Genomic DNA, 23557 nt, shown 5'->3' on the forward strand with positions numbered 1-23557 from the left:
TTAATCATAAGAGAGAAAAACATAATATTGGAGTGTGCAAGAGAAATGGAAAAAAAAGTACCTGTAGGCGTATCAGCAAGACATATTCATCTATCCCAAGAACACGTAGAGGTGTTATTCGGTAAAGGTTATCAACTGACTGAGTTTAAGCCATTATCTCAACCTGGACAATTTGCTGCTAATGAGACTGTAGCAGTAGTTGGAGCAAAAGGATCATTTCCAAAAGTAAGAATTTTAGGACCTGCTCGTAAAGCAACTCAATTGGAAGTTTCTCGTACAGATTCTTTCGCACTAGGAGTTAAAGCTCCACTACGTGAATCAGGAGATACTGCTGGTTCTGCAGGAATTACAATTCAAGGACCTGCTGGAGAAGTAACTATTGAAGAAGGCGTGATCATTGCAGCACGTCATATTCACTTCCATACATCAGATGCTGAGAAATGGGGCATTGCTGACAAACAAAAATTACGTGTTCGTGTTGGTGGCGATCGTGGCGTTGTTTTTGAAAACGTCATTGCACGCGTTTCACCTGACTTTGCACTAGATATGCATATTGATACAGATGAAGCAAATGCAGCAGCTGTTAATAATGGAGACATTGCTGAGATTATTGACTAAATTCTTTGCATTTGATTCAATCATGTTCAATAAGTCTGCTTTTTGAACAATCTGTATTAAGCGAAATATGTTGTTATACTATATCGTTAGAATTACACCTTCAAGTGGAGATGCGAGCAATTATACTCGTCTAGCTTGAAGGTGTTTTTATTTGCTAGATCAGATTTTTTTCTACTCAGAAGACATCATAGGCTCAAACAAAATAGATTACTGAACCCTAAAGTGATATAATTGTATAATTAAGGTTTTATACCCATTTATATTTTTGTTGCAGAAGAGGGAGTGATTGTTAATGTCTAATGAACCGAAAGATTACTCGCAATATTTTAACTTTTCTAATGCTAAACTTATCAGTGAAAAAGACGGTACACAAACGATTCGTATGAATGGACGTAATATTCAATTACATGCAGCTCCAATCTATACTGATGGTAAAAAACGTGGTAAAGAAGATATAAAAGTTCATTATGATTTCGATATTCCAGAAGAGCTGAAGACGGTAGGTATTGGTAGGCACTATCTCATTTATACATACGGATGCCAAATGAACGAACATGATACAGAAGTAATGAAGGGTATATTCGAGCAAATGGGGTATACTGCTACTGAAAGTCGCTCAGAAGCTGATGTTATTTTACTTAATACTTGTGCTATTCGAGAGAATGCAGAAGATAAAGTATTCGGTGAACTTGGTCATTTGAAATCATTGAAGGCTAAAAACCCGAATCTAATTTTAGGTGTTTGTGGTTGTATGTCGCAAGAGGAATCTGTTGTTAATCGTATATTACAAAAGCACTCATTCGTTGATATCGTATTTGGAACTCATAATATTCATCGTCTACCACAACTATTGCAAGAAGCTTATTTCAGCAAAGAGTTGGTTGTAGAAGTATGGTCCAAAGAGGGCGATATAATTGAGAATATGCCTAAAAAACGAGATGGTTTACGAGCTTGGGTAAACATAATGTATGGGTGTGATAAATTCTGTACATATTGCATCGTACCATTTACAAGAGGGAAAGAACGTAGTAGACGTCCTGAAGATGTTATCGCTGAAGTTCGTCAACTAGCTGCTGAAGGCTATAAAGAAGTTACGTTGTTAGGGCAAAATGTAAACGCTTATGGTAAAGATTTTGATGATCTAGATTATCGCTTTGGCAACTTAATGGAGGATATATCTCGAATAGATATTCCAAGAATCCGATTTACTACAAGTCATCCGAGAGATTTTGATGATCATCTCATATCTGTTCTCGCTAAAGGTGGAAATCTCGTAGAACATATTCATTTGCCTGTGCAATCCGGTAGTACAGATATGTTAAAACGAATGAGCCGCAAATATAGTCGAGAACATTACTTAGCTTTAGTCGCTAAAATAAAACAAGCGATACCTAACGTCGTATTAACAACCGATATTATTGTTGGTTTCCCAGGAGAAACAGAAGAACAATTTCAAGATACATATTCGCTAGTGAAAGAAGTAGGATTTGATTTCGCATATAGCTTTATCTATTCCCCGAGAGTAGGCACTCCTGCTGCAGCGATGGAAGATAATGTTGCATTAGAAGTGAAAAAACGTCGATTATATGAGTTAAATGAGTTATTGGGATTGATCTCAAGGGAACGACATGAGCAGTTATTAGGACAAGAAATTGAGGTTTTAATCGAAGGTGTTAGTAAAAATAATGAAAATGTCTTGTCTGGTCGAACAAGATCGAATAAGCTAGTACATATAGAAGGTCCGAAGGAATGGATTGGATCACTTCTTAAAGCAAAAGTTACAGTAGCTCAAACGTATTATATTAAGGCAGAACCAATAGTTGAACCGCAATTAATACATTAACCGATAGGAGAGAATTTACACAATGAAACTTGATAAGCAGTTAGATGATAAATTATTCCAACATGGCGGGGATGCAGCTGGATCGTGTAGTCATACAGGAATTAAGGCAGATATCCCATCTCATACAATTACGGAGTTACGTGTGAAGGAAGATATTCAAGAAAAAGCTAGAGAACTTGCAGATTTATTAGCACAATCTGAAGAAGTTAAGCAATATCGTCAAGCTGAATCGAAAATTCAAAATCACGAACGTGTGCAACAATTAATTACGACAGTTAAGAAAAAGCAAAAAGAAGCGGTTGCATTTGAGTCGTTTAATAATCCAGATATGGTGGCGAAAATTGAAGCTGAAATAGCTAGTATACAAGATGAATTAGATGGTATACCTGTAGTAAATACATTCCAACAAAGCCAATCAGATATCAACTACTTACTGCAACTTGTTATCTCAATTGTAAGAGATACATTAACAGACAAAATAAATATGGAAGATGCAAAGCCAGCAGAAGATTCTGACGATTGCATGGATTAATATATAAATAAAAAGAGCACATAGAGGACTGACTGTAGAAGTCAACTTTATGTGCTCTTTTTGTTGCAAAGTAACATATGATACGTTACTACTCAGGACATTGTTTGAAATTGCATCACAATAGTAAATTAATCATTCTCACATTTATTTCAACTGTTTAGGGGAATAATAGGAAAACTACAAACATATTTAGCATAAGTGAGGAGGCGGAAATATGGATATTTTCAGTGAGGCACACCATCGTGAACAATATGAAAAATGCTATGATGAGAGTTTAAAACTTTTTGGCATACCAGCTAATTCGTTTAAATTCGAGACGACATTCGGTCTTACACATGTGTTGCAGTTCGGTGATCCGAAGCTACCACCACTTATTCTCATTCATGGTTATGCCATGAGCTCAGCGATATGGTACCCGAATGTACCTGCCTTTGCAAAGCAATATGCTGTTTATGCGATCGATATTATTGGAGATATAGGTAAAAGCATCGCCAATCAAGTAATATTGCAAACAGAGCAAGTGGTAGAGTGGCTTCATGAAGTACTAGATTATTTACAACTCGACAAAGTGTACTTGGCAGGGCATTCTATCGGAGGTTATATTTCATTGCGATATGCTCTAACGCATCAGTCCCGTATTATTAAATTAGTGCTTTATGCCCCTGCTGCATCTTTTCATCGGCTAAGCTTAAAGTTTTTTTATTATGCTTTTCCAGGCTTTCTATTTCATACGGAAAAATGGATTGATCGAGCTTTTGGTTCACTATCTTCGCACAATAAGCCGCTCAATGAAGTATTTCGTCAGCAAATTATTGCTGGATTCCAACATTCGGTGCCATTATTTCGTTTGTATCCTTTGAAAATAGACGAAGAACAGTTTGCTTCGCTTAAGATTCCTGTTTTAATAATGATCGGAGAGACGGAGTTGCTCTATCCTGCTAAGAAAGCGATGGATTATGCACGAAAAGTATTACCTCATGCCCAGTTGCTTCTTGTAGCAGGGGCTAACCACTCCTTCATATTTGAGCAAGCTAATGTTGTTAACAAAGCAACACTGACATTTCTGGGCTACTCGTAGTGCTAATATGTAAAATAAGCTATGAATGAAGTAAGAAGGATTCCTTCTTTGGTCACAATTTCTGTAACATATTTAAGCGAATTTTTCATAATGAGTAAGCACATTCTACCTAATTATTATTTAGTGAAAATCATCCATATGTAACTTGCAAGCTGAATGAGCAGTCAAATTATTATGATTGCTTATTCAGCTTTTTAAATATGATAAGCCATTAATTTGTAAAAGTTTAGGTGAAAAATGGGGAAACAAGAAGGAATATTAAAGTATTTGTAGAATTAAAAAGTAAAATAAACATTTTGTTACAAAAATAGTGAATCATTAGTTGGAATAAAAGGCAAATCCGTACGAAAGTCGGAGACGCAAAGCCACGGGTCTAAAGCATCAGATACATTAGGATGCAACGATAGCCGGGCCGCTCGATGCAGATGGTTTTTTTTGTGCGCAAAAATAGGGAGAGGGAAGTAGCGCGATGAAAGTATGGAACAAATGGAGCATAAAGCCATGGGCACAAGTACTCATAATCGGTTTCTTATGTATGATAAGTACGAGTATGGCTGCTGCTGCGAATGAGAAAAGTGATGCAGGAAACAAAACAGATTATGCACAAGCGGGAGATCTTCTCATATGGCTGGAGCAAATGGACTCAGGCTTGAAAAAGCTTATTGTGCAAAATCAATCAACAGGTCAGCAAATTCAAGTGACAGATGGCTCAACTGCTGTAGATGCTCCATCTACTAATGGGGAGTGGGTTGTATGGGCAGATAAAGGTAATGAACCATTGTCCTCATTAAATTGGGAAATACACGGTTACCACGTTCCAAGTGGCAAAAAGCAGAAGTTAAGCAACGAAGCTGGTATATATGGAAATCCGACAGTAGATCAATATGGGGTGGTCTGGTATAAACGATCAACCTACGGTGAAATGATCTATCGTGATTTGCAATCTGGGCTAGAATTTTCATTAGGTGAAGGCCGGTTCCCGATATTAGTAGATCGTAAGCTTGTATACAAAAATGCACGAGATGGTGGATTAAGCATGCTTGATCTAAGTAGTGGTGTGAAGCGTAATCTTGTCACACTCGGAAGTACGTATTACGTAGACTGGTTTGTATTTAACGGCACACATGTGCTTGCAAGAGAGCATGATGGAACTGGAAACAGTCAATATATAGCCATGAACGCAACAGCACCTACATTGCAAGTTACTGAACTGTCCGAGCCAAGCAGTGAGGCAGGTATGTATGATGCGATGTTCATATCACAGGAATTTGCGGTGTATATGCAGCTAGAAAACGGTAAACCGACATTACACAGCATCCAGCTTGACACTATGACTAAGTCTCAGAGCATGGCAGTGCCTATCAACACCAATGTGATTGGTATTAATGGTACCAAGCTGTTGCTTGCCCATGCCGATGGAACATTAAGTCAGATTTCGTTGGTAAAAGATACGGGAGGTTCGTCTCCAAATACGAATGTACCTGCTGAAGAGTTAATAACGGCAAATACTTATATTGACGAAAAAGGTGGAACGCTTAACGTTGGCGACGGCTTGGCAAGTATCACATTTATTCAAGATGCTTTTTCAAAACGTACTAAAGTAAGTCTTTCACAGAAAAAGCTTACAGAGACTGCATATGATGAAGCTGGAAGAGTGCTTGACTTTGCTAGTAGCATATGGAATCTCGAAATGGAGTCACTTCCTACAAAAGCTGCATCATTGTCGATCACTATTGGAGATGACAGCAAATGGGACAAGGTGATAGAGAAGCTCGCAATCTATCGCTGGAATGAGGAATTACGTCACTGGAGCTATATTGGTGGCGTGAATCAAGGAGCGAATAAATCGATACAGGCAAGTATATCCGGGCAGGGGCAATATGCAGTTATGCTTCGATCTGTAACATTCGCAGATATATCTGGTCATTGGTCACAAGCAGCAGTTGAGATATTAGCTTCACGAGGCATTGTGGATGGTATTTCTGCAACTAGGTATGCGCCGCAGCAAACATTGACTAGAGCGGAGTTTACAAAGCTGCTTGCTTCCGCAATTGGTTTGAAGCAGCTGGAAGGCTCTACTTCAACATTCTCTGATGTGTTACCTACGGATTGGTACTATGGCTGGGTTGAAGCTGCAGCATTAGCAGGAATTATACAAGGAGACAACGGCTTATTCAAGCCACAGGATGCACTGACTAGAGAAGAGATGATGACTATGCTCATTCGTGCTACTGGTGATCAGTTAAGTACAGAAGTTCAGTTGGATGTGAGTGAGGTACTGGCTAAGTTTGATGATGAAGCTACAATTAGCAGTTGGGCTAAGCCACATGCTGCTTTAGCAGTTCATTTGGGACTTATTGAAGGAGCTAACGGTCATCTTGACCCGCGAGGTTTATCTAATCGAGCGCAAGCTGCAATGGTTATTTACCGTTTAAGTAAAGCTCTGAATACTATTTAATTGAAAAGTGAGGATGATATCCATTGAAGTACAGATTGAAGCAAGCCATATCTATTCTATTAATAGCAATGCTACTTATATCGGGCATTCCATTATATCCAGGTAATAATGAATTTCTAACACCAAAGGCCGAAGCCTCTACAAATATGCGAATCGAGCCTAGTGAAATTAATGTTAACAAAGGTGAAAAGGCTAATATTTTATTCAGTTTCAACGCTGCCGATAGCAATCAAGATGAGCATGACATTGTTATTATGGTCTGTACGCCTCAGCTAGATGGTGGCGCGCCGATCCCTGGTAGTGTCATTAAAGAGGGAACGTATAAGACCAAAGAAAATGAACAATATGTTACTCATAAAGTAGAATGGGATGGCAAAATTAATGGTCAACCACTAGCAGAGGGACGCTATACCATTTGTGTATCTCCTGCAAATTATACAGGTATAGGTGTATACTACGGCCAGATGGCAAGTTTTGAAATTGTCGAGTCAGACTGGCTGGACGCTCCAACAGCAATAAGTGTTAAGCCGTCTACTACTACTGGCAAGGTAACGGTAGCAGGCACTGCACCAGTAGGCACAAGCGTAAAGCTAGAGCTTACTGAGACTGGTAGCGAGGAAGCAGAACAAGCAGGTACAGCGACTCCAAACAGTCAAGGTAAATGGAGTCAGGCAGTTACACTCCCAGCTAATAAGCTTGTAAGTCTATCTGCTCTAGCAGAGCAAGATGAGCTAACTTCCAGTTACTCTGAACTTGTTAATGTGATGCGCTACCAGTTACCGACATTCCCAATTACTTGGGAAGAGCTTACGGCGTATTTCTACAAGACAGACAGTATGTCTAGTACTGTTCAGCAAGCTAAGCAAATAGCGGAGTGGAATAACTTAAGTATATCAGCATGTAGTGAAGCAAGATGCCCTGAGCGTATAAGTAATGTTAGCTCATTAGTGCTGATTGATCCGGAGATGGAGACTGTTCCTGCTCAGTCAGATCTTACAGCATTCCAAGCTGATGATATTAATAATCGTCTAACGATTGTAAATCCTTCTGGAATGGAGCCGATAGATCTAGCAAGGGGTGACTTTGTATATTACGCTCCGTCCTTAAATTTGCAAGCATTAATGCCTCTTGATTTCAACTTACAATATTTGAGTCGAAATGTGGAAGAGGGAGCACATGGATTAGGTTGGAGACATTCCTATGAATGGTCGCTGACAGCGATTGAGGATAAGATTGAACTGATTGAACCTGATGGTTCTCGCTTTGAATTCATTCCACTTGCAGACGGTAAATATATGAGTCCGCGTGGAACAAACTTGAGCTTAGAGCGTTTAGCAAATGGTACGCATGTTCTACGCACGCTAGATGGTGAGCAATATACATTTAGCGCTCAAGGCGTATTGCAATCTATTGCAGACTTGAATGGAAATACGATTCAGTTATCCTACAGTGGACAAACCCTTCAGTCGATTACAACACTAGGTGCAAGTCTAACGTTGCTCTACAATCCAGAAGGTAAATTAAGTTCGGCTGCTGATCAGACTGGACGCAAACTGCAATACAATTATAATGCAGCTGGAGATTTGATCGAGATCGTAGATGTTGATGGTTCTACGATTGAGCTAACTTATGATAATAATCATCGAGTGAATTCTGTTACTACACCTGCGAAAGACGGTAAGATGAGCGTTGTCTATGACGACAATGGTCGCGTGACATCATTGACAGATTATTACGGTGAGCAAACTGAGACAGCCTATGAAGGTAAGATCGCACCTGTTGTACGTGGTGAAGATGAAGAAGAAGGTTCACAAGGTCCTATCAGTATTCATCCAGACAATGCGAAAGATATTGCTGAGTCAGATGAGGTTATATTATCTGGTACGATGCACAACTTGGCCAATGCACCAGCATATCGCAACGTAAACGGCCTTAAGCCGGTTATTTCCAATTATATTGAGAGTCAAGCAAACAAATTTAAGCAAGAAATTAATACGTACACTTCATCAGCAATTGCTTGCAGTAGTTGCGATATAGCTGGGTTGAAAGCGGCTATTCAAAGCAGCAGTGCTAACCCTGTTATCATTAAAGTAGGTCAGCTGAACGTTGAGGAAAGTGTTACGTTCGGAAGTGCTAGCAAACCAGTCGTCGTAATCGCTGACGGCATGAATACGAACAAAGATATAACTGTAGAAATTTACGGAACATTAGTTGTTCAAAATGGCTTGAACGCAAATACAAAGCTTAAGCTCATTGCTAATGAGGTTGGTGGTAAATACGGAAGTATTTTGTCTAATGGACGCATTCATCTGAACAATGATTCTACAGTGAATGTTTCCAATACATTGTACACAACAGGATTAACTTACAATAGTGGGTTACTCAGCATTACTGCAGATCGCATTGTTGTAACGGATGAGCTTCATATTAATACACGAGTGGAGATGGATATTGCTAGCGAGATGTCGCTAGGAGGTCTAGTTTCCAATAATGAGCTTGCGCAGCTTACGATTATTGGAGGCGATCTATTCGTTCGTGATAACGTAAGTGTTAACAATCAGTTAAGCATCTCTACGGGCGGTGTATTCGCTATAGGCGGTGATATGACGCCGAATCGTAAACCTACTCTATTGACAGGAATAGGAACCGGAAAAACGATATTGAAATATCCGGCCGATGCTATAGCTGCACGAAGTGCAACAAATGCTATAAACTCCTCGAATGAGTGGAAGCTCAATGAAGTTGCAACATCAACAGCTCCAGCAGGAAAAACGGTGCAGAAGGATGCACTTGGCAGACAGACAAGCTTCGAATGGAGCGATCGCTTCCTGCTGAGAAGCAAGAAGCTACCTGATGGAACAACGAATGAATTTGAATACGACAATGGTAACCGTGTGAAGCGAATGGTAGATGGTAATAAAAATTCGAACCGGTTGAAATATGATGCAAGAGGTAATTTACTTCAAGCCATTGGCGGAATGGGTCAATCTATCGTATACCGATACAATAGTCTAAATCGTATCGTTGCTGTAACTGACTCACAGGGAAGCAAGGAAAGCTATGTATATGATCAAGCTGGAAATGTAACAAAGCATACTGATCCACTTGGTGCAACAATCTCAATTGAACGTGACAGTACTGGTGTACCGACAAAATCAGTAGATGCTGAAGGTGCGGTAACGACTTATGTTAATGATAGCAACAAATTTACTTCTGTTATTGTAGATGCAGCAGGTTATGAGACATCAGTCGAAAGAGATGAACTTCATCGCATTACGAAAATGGATGATGGTCAAGGAACAGTTGAAGAATATGTATACGATGATAAGGATCGTATCATTCGTGCAACGGATGCACTAACTCAGGCCACATCAGTTGAATTTGATCTCAATGGTAACCTGAAGAGTACAACGGATGAAGCGGGAAATACCGAACATTATAGCTATCATATTGATCGAATAGTTAGTGAAAAGGATTCAATAGGTAATGAGACTACTTATGCCTATGATAATGTCGGTAATGTAACTAGTACGACCGATGCGGATGGAGCTACTACATCAGATAGCTTTGATAGTATGGATCGCGTGAAGGCAACAACGGATGCACTTGGTAATATAACGACATACACCTATGACGACAGTGGAAATGTACTAACAGTGACAGATCCAGAAGGCGGTATTACCAGAAATACGTATAATAAGGATAATCAATTGCTCACAGTGACTGATCCACTTGGAGCGGTTACGACTAACAAGTATGACAGTGAAGGTCAACTTATTAAGACAACGAATGCCATTGGTAACAGTACGTGGTATGAGTATGATGAAGTTGGCCATATGGTGAAAGTGATTGATGCTCTAGGTGGAGTGACGGAATATAACTATGATGGCAATGGGAATTTAACGTCTACTATTATGCCTAATGGAGCAGAATGGCAAACAAAGTTTGATGAAAGAGGTTATGAAGTTGGTCAGATTGACCCGCTGTTGAATGAAACTAAGATTGAACGTGATTTGCTTGGTCGCATGACAGCAAGTATAGACGCCGAAGGCAATAAGACCAGTTACGATTATGATAATCTTGGTCGCAATACGAAGATTACGAATGCATTGGGACATCAGACAAGCTATCAGTATGATGAGTTAGGCAATGTAGTGAATATTACCGATGGCAACGGTCATGTGACAATTTTTGATTACGATGCACTTGGACGATTAATTACTGTAACCAATGCAGAAGGCGACACAACCGCATATACCTACAATGAAACAGGTCAAGTCATTAAACAGTTGAATGCGAATGGTCATGCGACAACTTATGAATATAACGCTCTAGGTCAATTAACTCAGCGGATTAATCCACTTGGAGAGAACAAATCGTATCAATATGACGGAAAAGGCAATCTTATTGAATTTACAGAGCCTGATGGTGTGAAGGCTAACTACACTTATGATGCTACAGGGCGAGTTGTGTCAATAGTGTACTCTGACGGTGAGAAGGTAGAATATACGTATGACCTTATTGGTCGTAGATTAGAAATGCTAGATAGTAATGGGTTAACTCGCTATACTAGCGATGCACTTAACCGTCCTACTGAAATTATCGATGCTCAAGGCTACAATATCCGCTATGAATGGGATAGTGTAAATAATCGTAGTAGAGTCATCTATCCAGACAACTCTTCTGTGAGATATAGCTACGATGAGCTTAATCGAATGACAGAGGTAAAAGAGAATCAGCAACAACCAACGGTATATAGTTACGATAAAAATAGTAGATTGCAGCAGAAAACTTTACCGAATCAAGGTAAGTCTATTTATCAGTATGATGCACTAGGACAGCTACTAGAGCTAGCACATTATGGTTCGAATGCTCAATTAGTAGAGAAGCTAAACTACTCTTACGATGCAGCAGGCAATATGCTAAGTGCAACTCGTCAGCAGTCCGGAAGTGATGAAGACAATCCTACTGGCGTACAAAGTCCTGCTGAAGTTACGCAATATGCCTATGATGCGTTAAATCAGCTGATGGAGGCACAGAAGCTAGGCGGTACGAAAACAAACTATAGCTATGATGCATTCGGTAATCGAACGAGCAAGACGATAATAGAAAATGGTAGCTGGACAGAGGAATCTTACACGTACGATGCTGCTAATAAGTTGACATTATGGCAGTCTGGTAGTGATTCTAGAAGTTATAACTATGATCAACGTGGTAATCTACTACAAGTACAAGGAACAGGTAGTGGAGCAAGCACGATGGAGCAAATGCTTACTATGCAGGATCCAGCAGAGATCGTAGAGGAGAGCTTGCCAAGCAGTGACATTGAAGTTGATCCTGCAGTAACTGAGAATGAAGAAGTTGTCTCAGATACAGTAGAGGCGTTAAATGCTGATACTGAGCAAGAGTTGGTAGAGTCAAGTGAGCAAGATGTAGCTATCGAAGAAGTAAAAGCAAGTGATCTTGAAGCTGAACAACATACAGATGAGGTAACGGAAGAACGAACTGTTTCTGAGCTATCTACTGACTCTATGAACAGCTTGAATGCAGCATTGCTAGAGCAATATGAATGGAATGACGCGAATCGTTTGACTCGTCATACGAATGAAACGGGAGATGTAACGACCTACCGTTATGATGGCGATCATAATCGTGTCTATATGGGGACAGAGCTAGGCAGCTTGGATGCGGCAAGCGCTTATCCAGATGGTCATCCACTTGGTGACAGAACAGGCTGGGAGCCACAGTATAAGAAGGAGCAGACAGCGATCTACTTCGCTAATGATACGACATTAAACTATGCGGAACCTTTAATGGCTATTAGTGAGGATAAAAACTGGAAGCAAAACTATACGTACGGTGCATTAGGCGAACGGATTAGTATGAGCTATCTACCAAGTGAAGATCCAAGCAATGATTGGGAGCCAACACCTGGGGCAAGCGGTGCTAATTCAGGTAATGCTCTTACTACGTTATACTATTTGTCAGATGTACGTGGAAGCGCAATAGGCTTGATGGATCCAGAGGGTGCAATTGCCGCTCGTTACCACTATGATGAGTTTGGTATTGCATTAGACGATGAGAAATTCGACATGAACTGGGCAGGACCAGATAATCTATTCGGATACACAGGATTAGGTTATGATTATACAAGTGGACTGAATAATGCACGTTCCCGATATTTTGATGCTAGTATTGGTAGATTTATTAGTGAGGATACCGTTGAAGGTGACAATAAAAATCCACTGAGTTTGAATCTATATACGTATGTGCAAAATAATCCGAATAAGTATGTAGATCCAAGTGGTAATATCCCAGTACTAATTGCGCTCCTTGGTAAAGTCATTGTTAATTATGCGATTGATGTCATGATTGGAGTAGGATTTGATTATTTATCCTATGTTAAATCAGGTTCTACTAGTAAATTCAATATGACAGCTTCGCTGAAAAAGAATGCGAAGGAAAGTGCTGTTCCAGGTTTAGGTTTTATCAAGAAATTTAAACGAGGATTAAAGTTAGCGGATGAGATTAAGGCAGCACAGAAGGCTGCAAAGGCTAAGAAAGTCAAAATTGCCAATAGTGGATTTATTAAAGCTAAAGAAGTTAGATTTTCTCAAAACAGCATTTCACGCAAGTTTTCAGATGGTAAATCCGTTGAGGATTTGATAAAAGGTTTAAAAAATGGCACTATAAAATCTAAAGACTTACCAGAGATAAGGATTTTCGAAAAAAATGGGAATTTATTTTCTTTAGATAATCGTCGTCTATATGCTGCACAACAAGCAGGGGTCAAAGTCAGGTACAGAATGGCTACTCCAAAGGAAATTAATAAAGAGATTGGAAAAAAGATGACGACCCAAAATAATGGTACATCAATTAGGGTAAGATAGGAGATTTGAACGTGATTAATATTGTTAATGAAAAGTTGAAAATTAATGTGACCCCGTTAGAAGAGTTACAAATGGATCCAACTAACATATCTCTTTATTTCGATGATTCAGAAGAAGTGAGGTGGAAAGTTGATATTTGTCCGTATCAAGCTGTTAGGGTCACTACAATTGATTGTATTGATACTGTGGATTATTTGGTTAATGGAACAAGGTCATTTAACATTTTGGAAGTCATTGACTCTAATTGGGTAAAGCTATTAAAGCAAACTTTGAGTGAAATAGATGAAACAGCAAATTTTTTAGATAAATCTCATCACTATGTATTTCCTTTTCAAGATTTGGTAGTTGAGATTGTTTGTTGGGATTTGGCATTTGAAAAAGTTTGAATTTTAACGATATTAATTTAGATGCAGTGAATCCTCATTATAAAGAATTGATAAAGTGCAAGAAGTATGAAATGATGCTAGAGCCTACTTTGAAGGCCGGCATGCAAGGGGAAACATGGAATGATTGGACTAAGTAGAAGAACAGGAGGACATATTCCAATAATATAGGATTTGGTCGTTTAGAGCTCCAAACATGTTTATATAGTTTGAAGGGAAAGTCATACATTGAAATTTGCCCTATTTACAAATGGCATTATGTACAACTTGTTGAGGAGGAAGTTTTTTCTCGTTTAACGGGTTCGTAAAACAATATCAGCCTGTGGTCATTGAATTGCCATTAGAACAAGCAGACTATATTTTTGAGCAACTAAAACAAACCAAGACCGATTTTAGTATGGTATAATTTCACGCTTAGACCTTGAGGGAATCCTCAAGGTCTTTTTACCTCTATAGAGTTACTAAATGAATCAGGCATCAGACTCTAAACTGCTGTTGTATTTAAACGATACCAACTTGTCCGAATTGAAGACACATACATGTAGTAATTGAATGCAGTATTATAATGATAAGACTATTGAGCAAATAGCATGCAATCTTAATAGATTGTAGCAAACTTTATTCAGTCACTTGTTAACTAGCTTGAATGCAGCATTGCTAGAGCAATATGAATGGAATGATGCGAATCGTTTGGTTCGTCATACGAATGAAGCGGGAGATGTAACGACCTACCGTTATGATGGCGATCATAATCGTGTCTATATGGGAACAGAGCTAGGCAGCTTGGACGCAGCAAGCGCTTATCCAGACAGTCATCCACTTGGTGACAGAACAGGCTGGGAGCCACAGTATAAGAAAGAGCAGACAGCTATCTACTTCGCTAATGATACGACATTAAGTTATGTAGAACCGTTAATGGCAATTAGTGAGGATAAGAACTGGAAGCAAAACTATACGTACGGTGCATTAGGCGAACGGATTAGTATGAGCTATCTACCAAGTGGCGATCCAAGCAATGATTGGGAGCCAACACCTGGGGCAAGCGGTGCTAATTCAGGTAATGCTCTTACTACGCTATACTATTTATCAGATGTGCGTGGAAGCGCCATAGGCTTGATGGATCCAGAGGGTGCAATAGCCGCTCGTTACCACTATGATGAGTTTGGCATTGCATTAGACGATGAGAAATTCGACATGAACTGGGCAGGACCAGATAATCTATTCGGATACACAGGATTAGGTTATGATTATACGAGTGGACTGAATAATGCACGTTCCCGATACTTCGATGCTAGTATTGGTAGATTTATTAGTGAGGATACCGTTGAAGGTGACAATAAAAATCCACTGAGTTTGAATCTGTATACGTATGTGCAAAATAATCCGAATAAGTATATAGATCCAAGTGGTAACATCCCAGTACTAATTGCGCTCCTTGGTAAAGTCGTTGTTAATTATGCGATTGATGTCATGTTTGGAGTAGGATTTGATTATTTATCCTATGTCAAATCAGGTTCTACTAGTAAATTCAATATGACAGCTTCGCTGAAAAAGAATGCCATAGAAAGTGCTGTTCCAGGTCTAGGTTTTATCAAGAAATTCAAACGAGGATTAAAGTTAGCGGATGAGATTAAGACAGCACAGAAAGCCGCGAAGGCTTCGAAGGCTAAGAAGGCTAAGAAGGCTGTATCTGATTTAGATAAAATGAAGTCGTTAATAAAAAATGGAAAGAAAAAAGGGAATAATATTATAAGCAAGATTGATGAAAAAACTCAAGTAATATTTAGAAAAAATACAGGTAAAAATGCACATCCAATAAAGCCGAAGTATCCTAATGCAGTAGATCATTACAATGTAGAAATACAAACTAAAACCTCTGCTGGTAAGTGGAAATCTAGAGAGTCATATCATATTATAGTGGATAAGAACGGAAAAGTTATTGATAGATTTTAGAAGGGAGATAATATTGTGAAGTATGTGATTGATATCGAGAACGATGAAAATGATGACTTTGAAAGATTGGCAGATAACGTAGGTGTTTTACAAGTTTTTGATAGCAATGGAAACGAAATCACTAAGTCTTCAAAAGTATCATTATTTCTGAGCAAAAATGCCCTAATAGGTTTAGGAACTGAGTTGATTAGATTGGCTCATAATTATAAAGAAGGAAGACATTATCACCTAGAGCCAGCTAGCAAAGAGTTGACTGTTCAAACATTAGGGGTATTTCTTACACCAGATAGTTGTGAACTTATAGTGGGTTGTAGTGATGAAAAAAATATTGATGAATATTTTGAAGATTAGTGTGTTAAAAGTTTAAAATAGATCTCATCAAAAATAAAACTTTGATTGGCTACATGCCTTTCAAAGTTTATTTTTGGTGGGGTCTATCTAGTGCCGAATGAAACCGACGTTCAGACAATAACACATCTAACACAGGTAATACTTGTATCAAGACTTCACCACTTTACTTGCACGCAATTTAAAAGTACAAACTAAATAACTCTATTGCGTTAAATAATACAGGTGGATTATGGTCAGATTGAAGTGCTCCCTGTCAAGTAGACAATGTAAAAAACAAAAATATTTAGGTTAGATCCCTCGGCTCGTTTTAACAGAGCTGAGGTTCTTTTTGTTATGCAGCTCTTCGGTATTCGTTAGGTGACAAGTCATCCAAACACTCTGAATAGCGGTAGTTGTTGTAATAGCGAATATAGTTACTAACGTCTTTGAGGACGTCTTCATACGTATTAAATTTGGTAAGATAATAGCTTTCTGATTTGTAGGTACCCCAAAATCGCTCAATAGGTTGGTTGTCCAAGCATCGGCTCACACGAGATATACTTTTCATAAATTCGTAGGTTACATGGAGTCGATTATACTCATGAGACGTGTACTGGAAGCCTCTGTCGCTTTGGAGAAGAGGGCTTGCACTGGGATTCTTCTCATAAGCCTTCTTCAACGTATCCATCACGAGTTTATTGTTGTTGGAATGACCTAATACCCATGAAACAATAGAGTTATCGTATACATCAATAATCGCACTTAAATAGGCTTTGCGACCATTTCCATACTTCAGTTCGGTGACGTCTGTACACCACTTTGAATTAGGAGAATTGGCTCAAAGTTACGGTTCATTATATTTTCAGCTACATGGACTTCAGAGGCTTTCACGTATTGTGGCCGTTTTCTACGAATGACTGATTTGAGTCCAAGAGCACGCATGATTCGGTAATAGCGCTTTTTATTGTACTTCTTCTTGAGTTTTCGGTTTAACTGAGTGCGCATTTGACGATAAGCAAGTATTCCTTTTCGCTTGGTATAACGAAGCTTGACTTCTTTAGCTAGCGCAAGAATGTCAAGTTCCCTGGCAGATGGTGACCAATGTAACCACTTGTAATAGGCAGATCGAGCAACCCCTGCTAACGCACATAACATCGTAATGGCGTAACCTTTTTCATTGTTCAGTTCTTGAATCGCTTGATACAAGTGTTCTTGCCGAACGAGGGTTAGCGTGTAGTTCGGCGCTTGATCTCTGCCAACTTTTTTGCGAAGTCATTCTCCATCTCTAGGTATTCGTTTCGAGCTTCTAATTCTTTAATCCGTAGCTTAAGACGTTCATGCTCATCTAGTTCCTCTACAGGCTTATTGCGCCCACGATTGTCTTTGAGAGCACTCTCACTACCTTCTTGGTATTTCCGAACCCATGCGTAAACTTGTTGATAAGATACATCATATTTTTCAATCGCTTTCTGATAATTCAAATCATTAGCGATGGTATATTGTGCAATTTCAATGCGTTCTTCAAACGTTGTTTTACGTCCTTTATTCATATGAGATAGTCCGCTTCCTTTACGAGTAGGTTTCAATTCTATCTCATTATTATACTTGGAAATCCAATTCTGTAGGATACTTCTACTTGAAATATGGTACTTTGTTGTTACCGCTGATAAAGAGTAATCACCAGACAATATGTCTTTAATAGCAGCAATCTTCAATTCCTCGGAGTATGTTTTCCATGTATTTGATTTCTTTAACCCTTCCAGGCCATCTGCTTTATACTTTCTTATCCAATCCGTGACCGAATAATGACTAACCCCGAGCTGTTTTGCTTCATAGTTTGGATTTGACTTATGCTCAAGACACTGTTGTACGGCGTATAATTTCACTTCCAAAGAAATTGGACTTCTTTTAGACATTAGAAAAACTCCCATCATGTGTGTGAAGTAGAAGTTTTGTTTTTTCTACTGTCTACTATGATGGGAGCATATCAGATACCATCATCATTGACCTGTTTTTTATTAGCTTAGTTTTCTCCCATGCCTATGAAAATATTTAATTTCTGTAAATAACTTTTGCAACTATCGGATGGGGAGTGGCGATTACTATAGCGAGAAGGTTGTCCGAAGAAAAGAAAAAGCCTTTGCAACTAATCCTATCGTTACCCCGATAGCTAGTGTACAAAGACTAATCCTCTAAGACCAGGAGGTCTTTAATGTCGATGTCCAATGCTCTGCAAATCGTTTCTAATGACTCGAAATAAGCACTGTTTACTTTGTCTGAACACAAATGGCTGATGGTATTAGGTCTTAGACCTGTTAAACGTGCGAGTTCACGTTGAGAAATTTCACGCTCCTTGATAATTTCATTTAGACGTAACCGTATGGGCATAGGCTATTCCCTTCCTGCGAAATATATGAGTGAGGATAAGAACTGGAAGCAAAACTATACGTACGGTGCATTAGGCGAACGGATTAGTATGAGCTACCTACCTAGTGGCGATCCAAGCAATGATTGGGAGCCTACACCTGGGGCAAGCGGTGCTAATTCAGGTAATGCCCTTACTACGCTATACTATTTGTCTGATGTACGTGGAAGCGCAATAGGTTTGATGGATCCAGAGGGTGCAATAGCAGCTCGTTACCACTATGATGAGTTTGGTATTGCATTAGACGATGAGAAATTCGACATGAACTGGGCAGGACCAGATAATCTATTCGGATACACAGGATTAGGTTATGATTATACGAGTGGACTGAATAATGCACGTGCCCGATACTTCGATGCTAGTATTGGTAGATTTATAAGTGAGGATACCGTTGAAGGTGTCAATAAAAATCCACTGAGTTTGAATCTATATACGTATGTGCAAAATAATCCGAATAAGTATGTGGATCCAAGCGGTAATATTCCAGTACTAATTGCGCTCCTTGGTAAAGTCATTGTTAATTATGCGATTGATGTCATGATTGGAGTAGGATTTGATTATTTATCCTATGTTAAATCGGGTTCTACTAATAAATTCAATATGACAGCTTCGCTGAAAAAGAATGCGAAGGAAAGTGCTGTTCCAGGTTTAGGTTTTATCAAGAAATTCAAACGAGGATTAAAGTTAGCGGATGAGATTAAGGCAGCACAGAAAGCCGCGAAGGCTAAGAAAGCTGGAAGTAAGGGTTCTAGTAATATTAAAATTACAAGTAAAACCTTTGGGAAACCTTTAAAAACTACAATAAACGGTAAGAAAGTTAAGTTAAGAGTTGATGCAGAACCTGATGGTAAAAAAATCCAGATACAAGCAGGTGGCGGTAAAAATTCAACAGTAGATGTAAGAATTGACTCTAAACTTCCAATAGAACCTCAAGTGCCAAAGCAATTAAACTTAACCAAAGGTCAGAAACAAGAACTTCTTAAAAATTTACAAAGAGCTGTGGATTGGTTGAATAACTAAGGAGGGTATTATGAAATTTTTCCTGAAAGTAAATGATAAGAATTGTCTACCTGTAGTAGATGAGTTAGTAGATATTATGTGGAAAAAAGGAGTAAATATATCTAGGGTAGGACAGCAAGATAGTTTAATAATTGGTACTTCTCTTACATTATCGTGGGATAAATGGTTGGATGATGAGAGATGGAGGGGGCATCCAAAGTTTAAAGAAGATCTTTATTTTGAAATAGAGTCTATCAATAATGAACAACAATTATCAATTGAGATTGATGAAGATGCGTGTTTTGTTGATTTTAGGGCGTTATATAAAGCAATTGAATTTATAGCAGAAAGATGTAATACATCAATCAGTATAGATAAAGGTAAATGGATACAACTAAATGAATATAGGATAAAAGTAGATAATTATATAAAAACTACTTTCTCAGAAGCAGTTGAAAAAAGTTTGCATGATTAAATAATATCTTTGACCATAGGAGGATTATTCTCTTATGGTCTTTTTGTGTCTACCTAGTGCCGAATAAACGACTTGCTATTCAAAGAGTATACATAATCCCTATAAACTCTGTACAATGTTTTAACGAATTAATCAGTAGGTTCAATCATTTCCACTTTCATCAGTTACCATCGTGTCTGTTCTTCAAAATCTTATCATTGTTCCCCTTGAATTCTTACATGTATTTAGCCTTGCTTATCAAGTAGATGAAATCAAAGCATATTGTCAGGCACAAGGATACACGCTTTTACGCTTGTTTAAGGACGAAAGTATTAGTGGGGAAAAGTAGATGAAGAAGCGTTAGAAGTCGATAGAATAGGCTTTCAGGAGATATGGGAGTAACTCTCCTACCATAAGGTGGATTATATTGTTACATTGAATACAAGCCGTTTATGTACGTGCAAGCGCCATAGGCTTAATGGATTCAGAGGGTGCAATAGCCGCTCGTTACCACTATGATGAGTTTGGTATTGCATTAGACGATGAGAAGTTTGACATGAACTGGGCAGGACCAGATAATCTATTCGGATACACAGGATTAGGTTATGATTATACGAGTGGACTGAATAATGCACGTTCCCGATATTTCGATGCTAGTATTGGTAGATTTATAAGTGAGGATACCGTTGAAGGTGACAATAAAAATCCACTGAGTTTGAATCTATATACGTATGTGCAAAAAAATCCGAATAAGTATGTAGATCCAAGTGGTAATATTCCAGTACTAATTGCGCTCCTTGGTAAAGTCATTGTTAATTATGCGATTGATGTCATGATTGGAGTAGGATTTGATTATTTATCCTATGTTAAATCGGGTTCTACTAGTAAATTCAATATGACAGCTTCGCTGAAAAAGAATGCGAAGGAAAGTGCTGTTCCAGGTTTAGGTTTTATCAAGAAATTTAAACGAGGATTAAAGTTAGCGGATGAGATTAAGACAGCACAGAAAGCCGCGAAGGCTAAGCCAATTAACTTACCATCGTATAAGAAAGTTAAGATTGATATGGCCCATATAATATCGGGTCATACTGTCGGAGGATCCCGAGCAAAACAGAGTGGAAGAAAAGATATCTTCCCCTCAAATATGAATAAGTCACTAATAGAAAAAACAGTTCGTGATGCTTATAAAAATGCAAGTAAAGTACAAACGCAAGGCGATCGAATTTTAGTTAGAGGAAAAGCTAATGGTATAAAGATTGAAATGTGGGTTAATAAAAAAACAAAGGCTATTGAGACAGCATATCCAATCAAATGAAAAGGGTGATGATTTGTTCCATATCATTTTTAATGAAGACACAGTTGAAATAAGTGAGAATGGTTCAATTACAGGTGAATTATATTTCCAATTAGAAGATAGATTTTTTCCTTTTGAAAATTGGAATGACTTTATTGTAGTAATATTATCTTGGTGGAACAAATCAGCTAATTTATTAGCTAATGCTTCAGTTGGAACGACTGTAAATTTTGTTTATATGGATGGTCCCTATGTTGTTCGAGGTAAAAAGAGTGATGACGGTAATTTAATTCAATTATCTTTTCTAGAAAGAACGTCAAACGGTGAAGTTTTAATTGAAATTACAGATGTTGAAATTCAAACGTTAAGGAACTCCATCCGTAAAATATCTAATGAAGTTCTTAAGAATCAATTAATTTGTAATAGACAAAATAACGACGACATTATAGAACTAAAGAAAGTTATGAGTCTGTAATTTAGTATGATAAAGCCTTGGAATCAGAGATGAATTCCAAGGCTTTATCATACTAAGTTGTAAGGGATAAGGTTCTTGCCAAAGATGAGAATACTCCAGATGGAGAGTTGGGTTATAAAGAGGTAACCGCTCTTTACACTAATTATCGCAATGATATTATTAAATTGTACATTGGGGATCAACTCATCGAGACGACTGACAATCATCCTTTCTATGTAGAAGATAAGGGTTGGGTCTTTGCAGATGAACTTCAAGTAGGAGATAAACTCCAAAAGGCTGACGGAAGCAATCTGACGATTGATAAGGTAGAGTTCGTATTACTTGATGAGCCTGTTATGGTTTATAACTTTACTGTAGCGGACTACCATACGTATTATGTAACTGATCTCGGGATTTGGGTCCCTGGTTTCAAGCCATATGGCAAAGGATCAACAGGTAGAACTGCTCCAAAAAATAATACAGAATTGACTTCAATGCAAAAGGCAATGACTGACCCTAAGAAAGGTACTATATTAAAAATGCCGTCATTAATGCAGGATAAAAGGTGGAAACATAGTGATGGTTGGGTTAAAATGAGCAGAACAATTAAAGGGGTTGAAATACATTGGGTGTATAATATTAGAACCGGTAAATATGATGATTTTAAATTTAAGGATAAATAATTGAAGTGAGGTAATTCATGAAAGTAAAATGTATTTCAAATACCAGTAATTCCTTATCAGAGAAAGCGGCATATCCCAAAAATTATCATTGCGAATCATTGGTTATTGAGCAATTATACAAAGTTTATTCGATCGGTAATTGGGATAATTACATGTTTTATTTGCTAAAAGTTGATCATCAAGATTCTGATTTAAACTTAGATCCTGTATGGTTTCCATATGAATGGTTTGAAATAACTGAACATAAGATTCCCGATTCTTGGTATTTCACTTTTATTGGAGAACCAATGAGTGAACAAATTTCAACAATTGTTGGTTATAAAGAAATTGTGCTAAATTATGACCATCATTATGGAATAATTGAAAGAGAAAAAGAACACCTAGATTTGTTTTATAAGATGAAAGCTAGTTTTGATAAATAACACTTTAACCTTGAAGCGGAAATCTCCAAGGTTTTTTTATCTATACGCTTGTGAATACAGAATCTTTCAATAATTGGAATGATTTTGTATTAGTTGATAATGAAATGAGAATAAACATGATTCAAAGGGACGACTTTAAGATCTGCTCTTACATTTAATAAAGCATATTCTTCAGTATAGGTAAAAATAGGGGGATGGATTCGATCAATCATAAATATGTTACAAAAGGAGCTATTGAAGGATTAGTAATGAAAATTGGATTACCTACTCCTGATGAATTCTCTCAAGATTGGGAGTACGTAGTGTCGGATTCATCAAGAATATCCGAATTTTTGTCTGCTTACAAAACCGTAGAATTAAATGCAGAAGAAAAGTTTGCATTAATGATTATTATTATCTCATCATACGACGATGCCATAACAATAAAAAGAGTTGAAGGGAATTGGAGAAATACTATTAGGAAGTTCCTTCTCGAGGATATAAGCATTCACCATAATACATTTTTCTATTGGGCAATGTTGGAAGAGGAAGACTTGGAAAATTGTTTTTATGTAACACCTCTTATGAGAGAAATCATAACAGACGCCCAATTGGAGGAACAAGACTAGCCCTACAAAAAATCTAGCTGTTAAAAACACTAATTCTTTCAAACAATCAATAAATCTAGTCATTTACATCAATGTACAAACCATATACTATAATTGTAACATTATACCAACGACGAATTGAGGGGGGTAATCA

Annotated in this window: 19 protein-coding genes and 1 riboswitch; of the genes, 16 read left to right on the plus strand and 3 right to left on the minus strand. The window is 38.0% G+C overall.

The features are described 5' to 3' along the window. Positions 1-45 precede the first annotated feature (45 nt). From NAG76_16845 to NAG76_16885, 9 genes are all read left to right on the plus strand, one after another. Positions 46-618 carry a phosphate propanoyltransferase gene (locus tag NAG76_16845; GenBank protein ID URN93486.1) on the plus strand — a complete coding sequence of 191 codons (573 nt, stop codon included), beginning with the start codon at positions 46-48 and terminating at the stop codon, positions 616-618. A gap of 292 nt (positions 619-910) precedes the next feature. After that, complete coding sequence (gene miaB, locus NAG76_16850; GenBank protein URN93487.1) at positions 911-2461, plus strand: tRNA (N6-isopentenyl adenosine(37)-C2)-methylthiotransferase MiaB; 1551 nt, start codon at positions 911-913, stop codon at positions 2459-2461. A 22-nt stretch (positions 2462-2483) separates the two neighbouring features. After that, complete coding sequence (locus tag NAG76_16855) at positions 2484-2993, plus strand: YlbF family regulator (protein URN93488.1); 510 nt, start codon at positions 2484-2486, stop codon at positions 2991-2993. A 214-nt stretch (positions 2994-3207) separates the two neighbouring features. Further along, positions 3208-4071: an alpha/beta hydrolase gene (locus tag NAG76_16860; GenBank protein ID URN93489.1), complete on the plus strand. Its 864-nt coding sequence runs from the start codon at positions 3208-3210 to the stop codon at positions 4069-4071. Between the two features lie 323 nt (positions 4072-4394). Beyond that, positions 4395-4491, plus strand: a riboswitch (cyclic di-GMP riboswitch). 49 nt (positions 4492-4540) lie between these two features. Then, complete coding sequence (locus NAG76_16865; protein ID URN93490.1) at positions 4541-6529, plus strand: S-layer homology domain-containing protein; 1989 nt, start codon at positions 4541-4543, stop codon at positions 6527-6529. A gap of 23 nt (positions 6530-6552) precedes the next feature. Continuing rightward, positions 6553-13419 (plus strand): DUF6531 domain-containing protein, encoded by a 6867-nt coding sequence (locus NAG76_16870; protein ID URN93491.1) that lies wholly within the window; start codon positions 6553-6555, stop codon positions 13417-13419. A gap of 11 nt (positions 13420-13430) precedes the next feature. Next, entirely contained in the window at positions 13431-13805 is a 375-nt protein-coding gene (locus NAG76_16875; protein ID URN93492.1) for a hypothetical protein, read from the plus strand. Positions 13806-14444: 639 nt separating this feature from the next. After that, a complete protein-coding gene (locus NAG76_16880; protein URN93493.1) occupies positions 14445-15755 on the plus strand; it encodes an RHS repeat-associated core domain-containing protein in 1311 nt (436 codons plus the stop codon). 15 nt (positions 15756-15770) lie between these two features. Then, complete coding sequence (locus tag NAG76_16885; GenBank protein URN93494.1) at positions 15771-16106, plus strand: hypothetical protein; 336 nt, start codon at positions 15771-15773, stop codon at positions 16104-16106. A 771-nt stretch (positions 16107-16877) separates the two neighbouring features. Here NAG76_16885 and NAG76_16890 read toward each other — a convergent pair. The 3 genes from NAG76_16890 to NAG76_16900 all read right to left on the minus strand — a co-directional run bounded on the left by NAG76_16890 (position 16878) and on the right by NAG76_16900 (position 18473). Beyond that, positions 16878-17291: an IS3 family transposase gene (locus tag NAG76_16890; protein URN93495.1), complete on the minus strand. Its 414-nt coding sequence runs from the start codon at positions 17289-17291 to the stop codon at positions 16878-16880. Between the two features lie 20 nt (positions 17292-17311). Then, positions 17312-18001 (minus strand): helix-turn-helix domain-containing protein, encoded by a 690-nt coding sequence (locus tag NAG76_16895; GenBank protein ID URN93496.1) that lies wholly within the window; start codon positions 17999-18001, stop codon positions 17312-17314. 268 nt (positions 18002-18269) lie between these two features. Further along, positions 18270-18473, minus strand: coding sequence for a helix-turn-helix transcriptional regulator (locus NAG76_16900; protein ID URN93497.1), 204 nt, complete (start codon positions 18471-18473; stop codon positions 18270-18272). Here NAG76_16900 and NAG76_16905 point away from each other — a divergent pair. The 7 genes from NAG76_16905 (at position 18466) to NAG76_16935 (ending at position 23424) form a co-directional block, all read left to right on the plus strand. Then, positions 18466-19530, plus strand: a complete 1065-nt coding sequence (locus NAG76_16905) for an RHS repeat-associated core domain-containing protein (protein URN93498.1) — start codon at positions 18466-18468, stop codon at positions 19528-19530. The genes NAG76_16900 and NAG76_16905 overlap by 8 nt on opposite strands. Positions 19531-19540: 10 nt before the next feature. Then, positions 19541-19984 (plus strand): hypothetical protein, encoded by a 444-nt coding sequence (locus NAG76_16910; protein URN93499.1) that lies wholly within the window; start codon positions 19541-19543, stop codon positions 19982-19984. A gap of 457 nt (positions 19985-20441) precedes the next feature. Continuing rightward, positions 20442-21278: an EndoU domain-containing protein gene (locus NAG76_16915; protein ID URN93500.1), complete on the plus strand. Its 837-nt coding sequence runs from the start codon at positions 20442-20444 to the stop codon at positions 21276-21278. A 13-nt stretch (positions 21279-21291) separates the two neighbouring features. Then, positions 21292-21732: a hypothetical protein gene (locus NAG76_16920; GenBank protein ID URN93501.1), complete on the plus strand. Its 441-nt coding sequence runs from the start codon at positions 21292-21294 to the stop codon at positions 21730-21732. 107 nt (positions 21733-21839) lie between these two features. Next, positions 21840-22394, plus strand: coding sequence for an HINT domain-containing protein (locus tag NAG76_16925; protein ID URN93502.1), 555 nt, complete (start codon positions 21840-21842; stop codon positions 22392-22394). A 17-nt stretch (positions 22395-22411) separates the two neighbouring features. Further along, complete coding sequence (locus NAG76_16930; protein URN93503.1) at positions 22412-22816, plus strand: hypothetical protein; 405 nt, start codon at positions 22412-22414, stop codon at positions 22814-22816. A gap of 194 nt (positions 22817-23010) precedes the next feature. Beyond that, positions 23011-23424, plus strand: coding sequence for a hypothetical protein (locus NAG76_16935; protein URN93504.1), 414 nt, complete (start codon positions 23011-23013; stop codon positions 23422-23424). Positions 23425-23557 lie beyond the last annotated feature (133 nt).

Source organism: Candidatus Pristimantibacillus lignocellulolyticus (genome assembly GCA_023639215.1).
In the GTDB taxonomy this organism is placed as follows: domain Bacteria; phylum Bacillota; class Bacilli; order Paenibacillales; family Paenibacillaceae; genus Pristimantibacillus; species Pristimantibacillus lignocellulolyticus.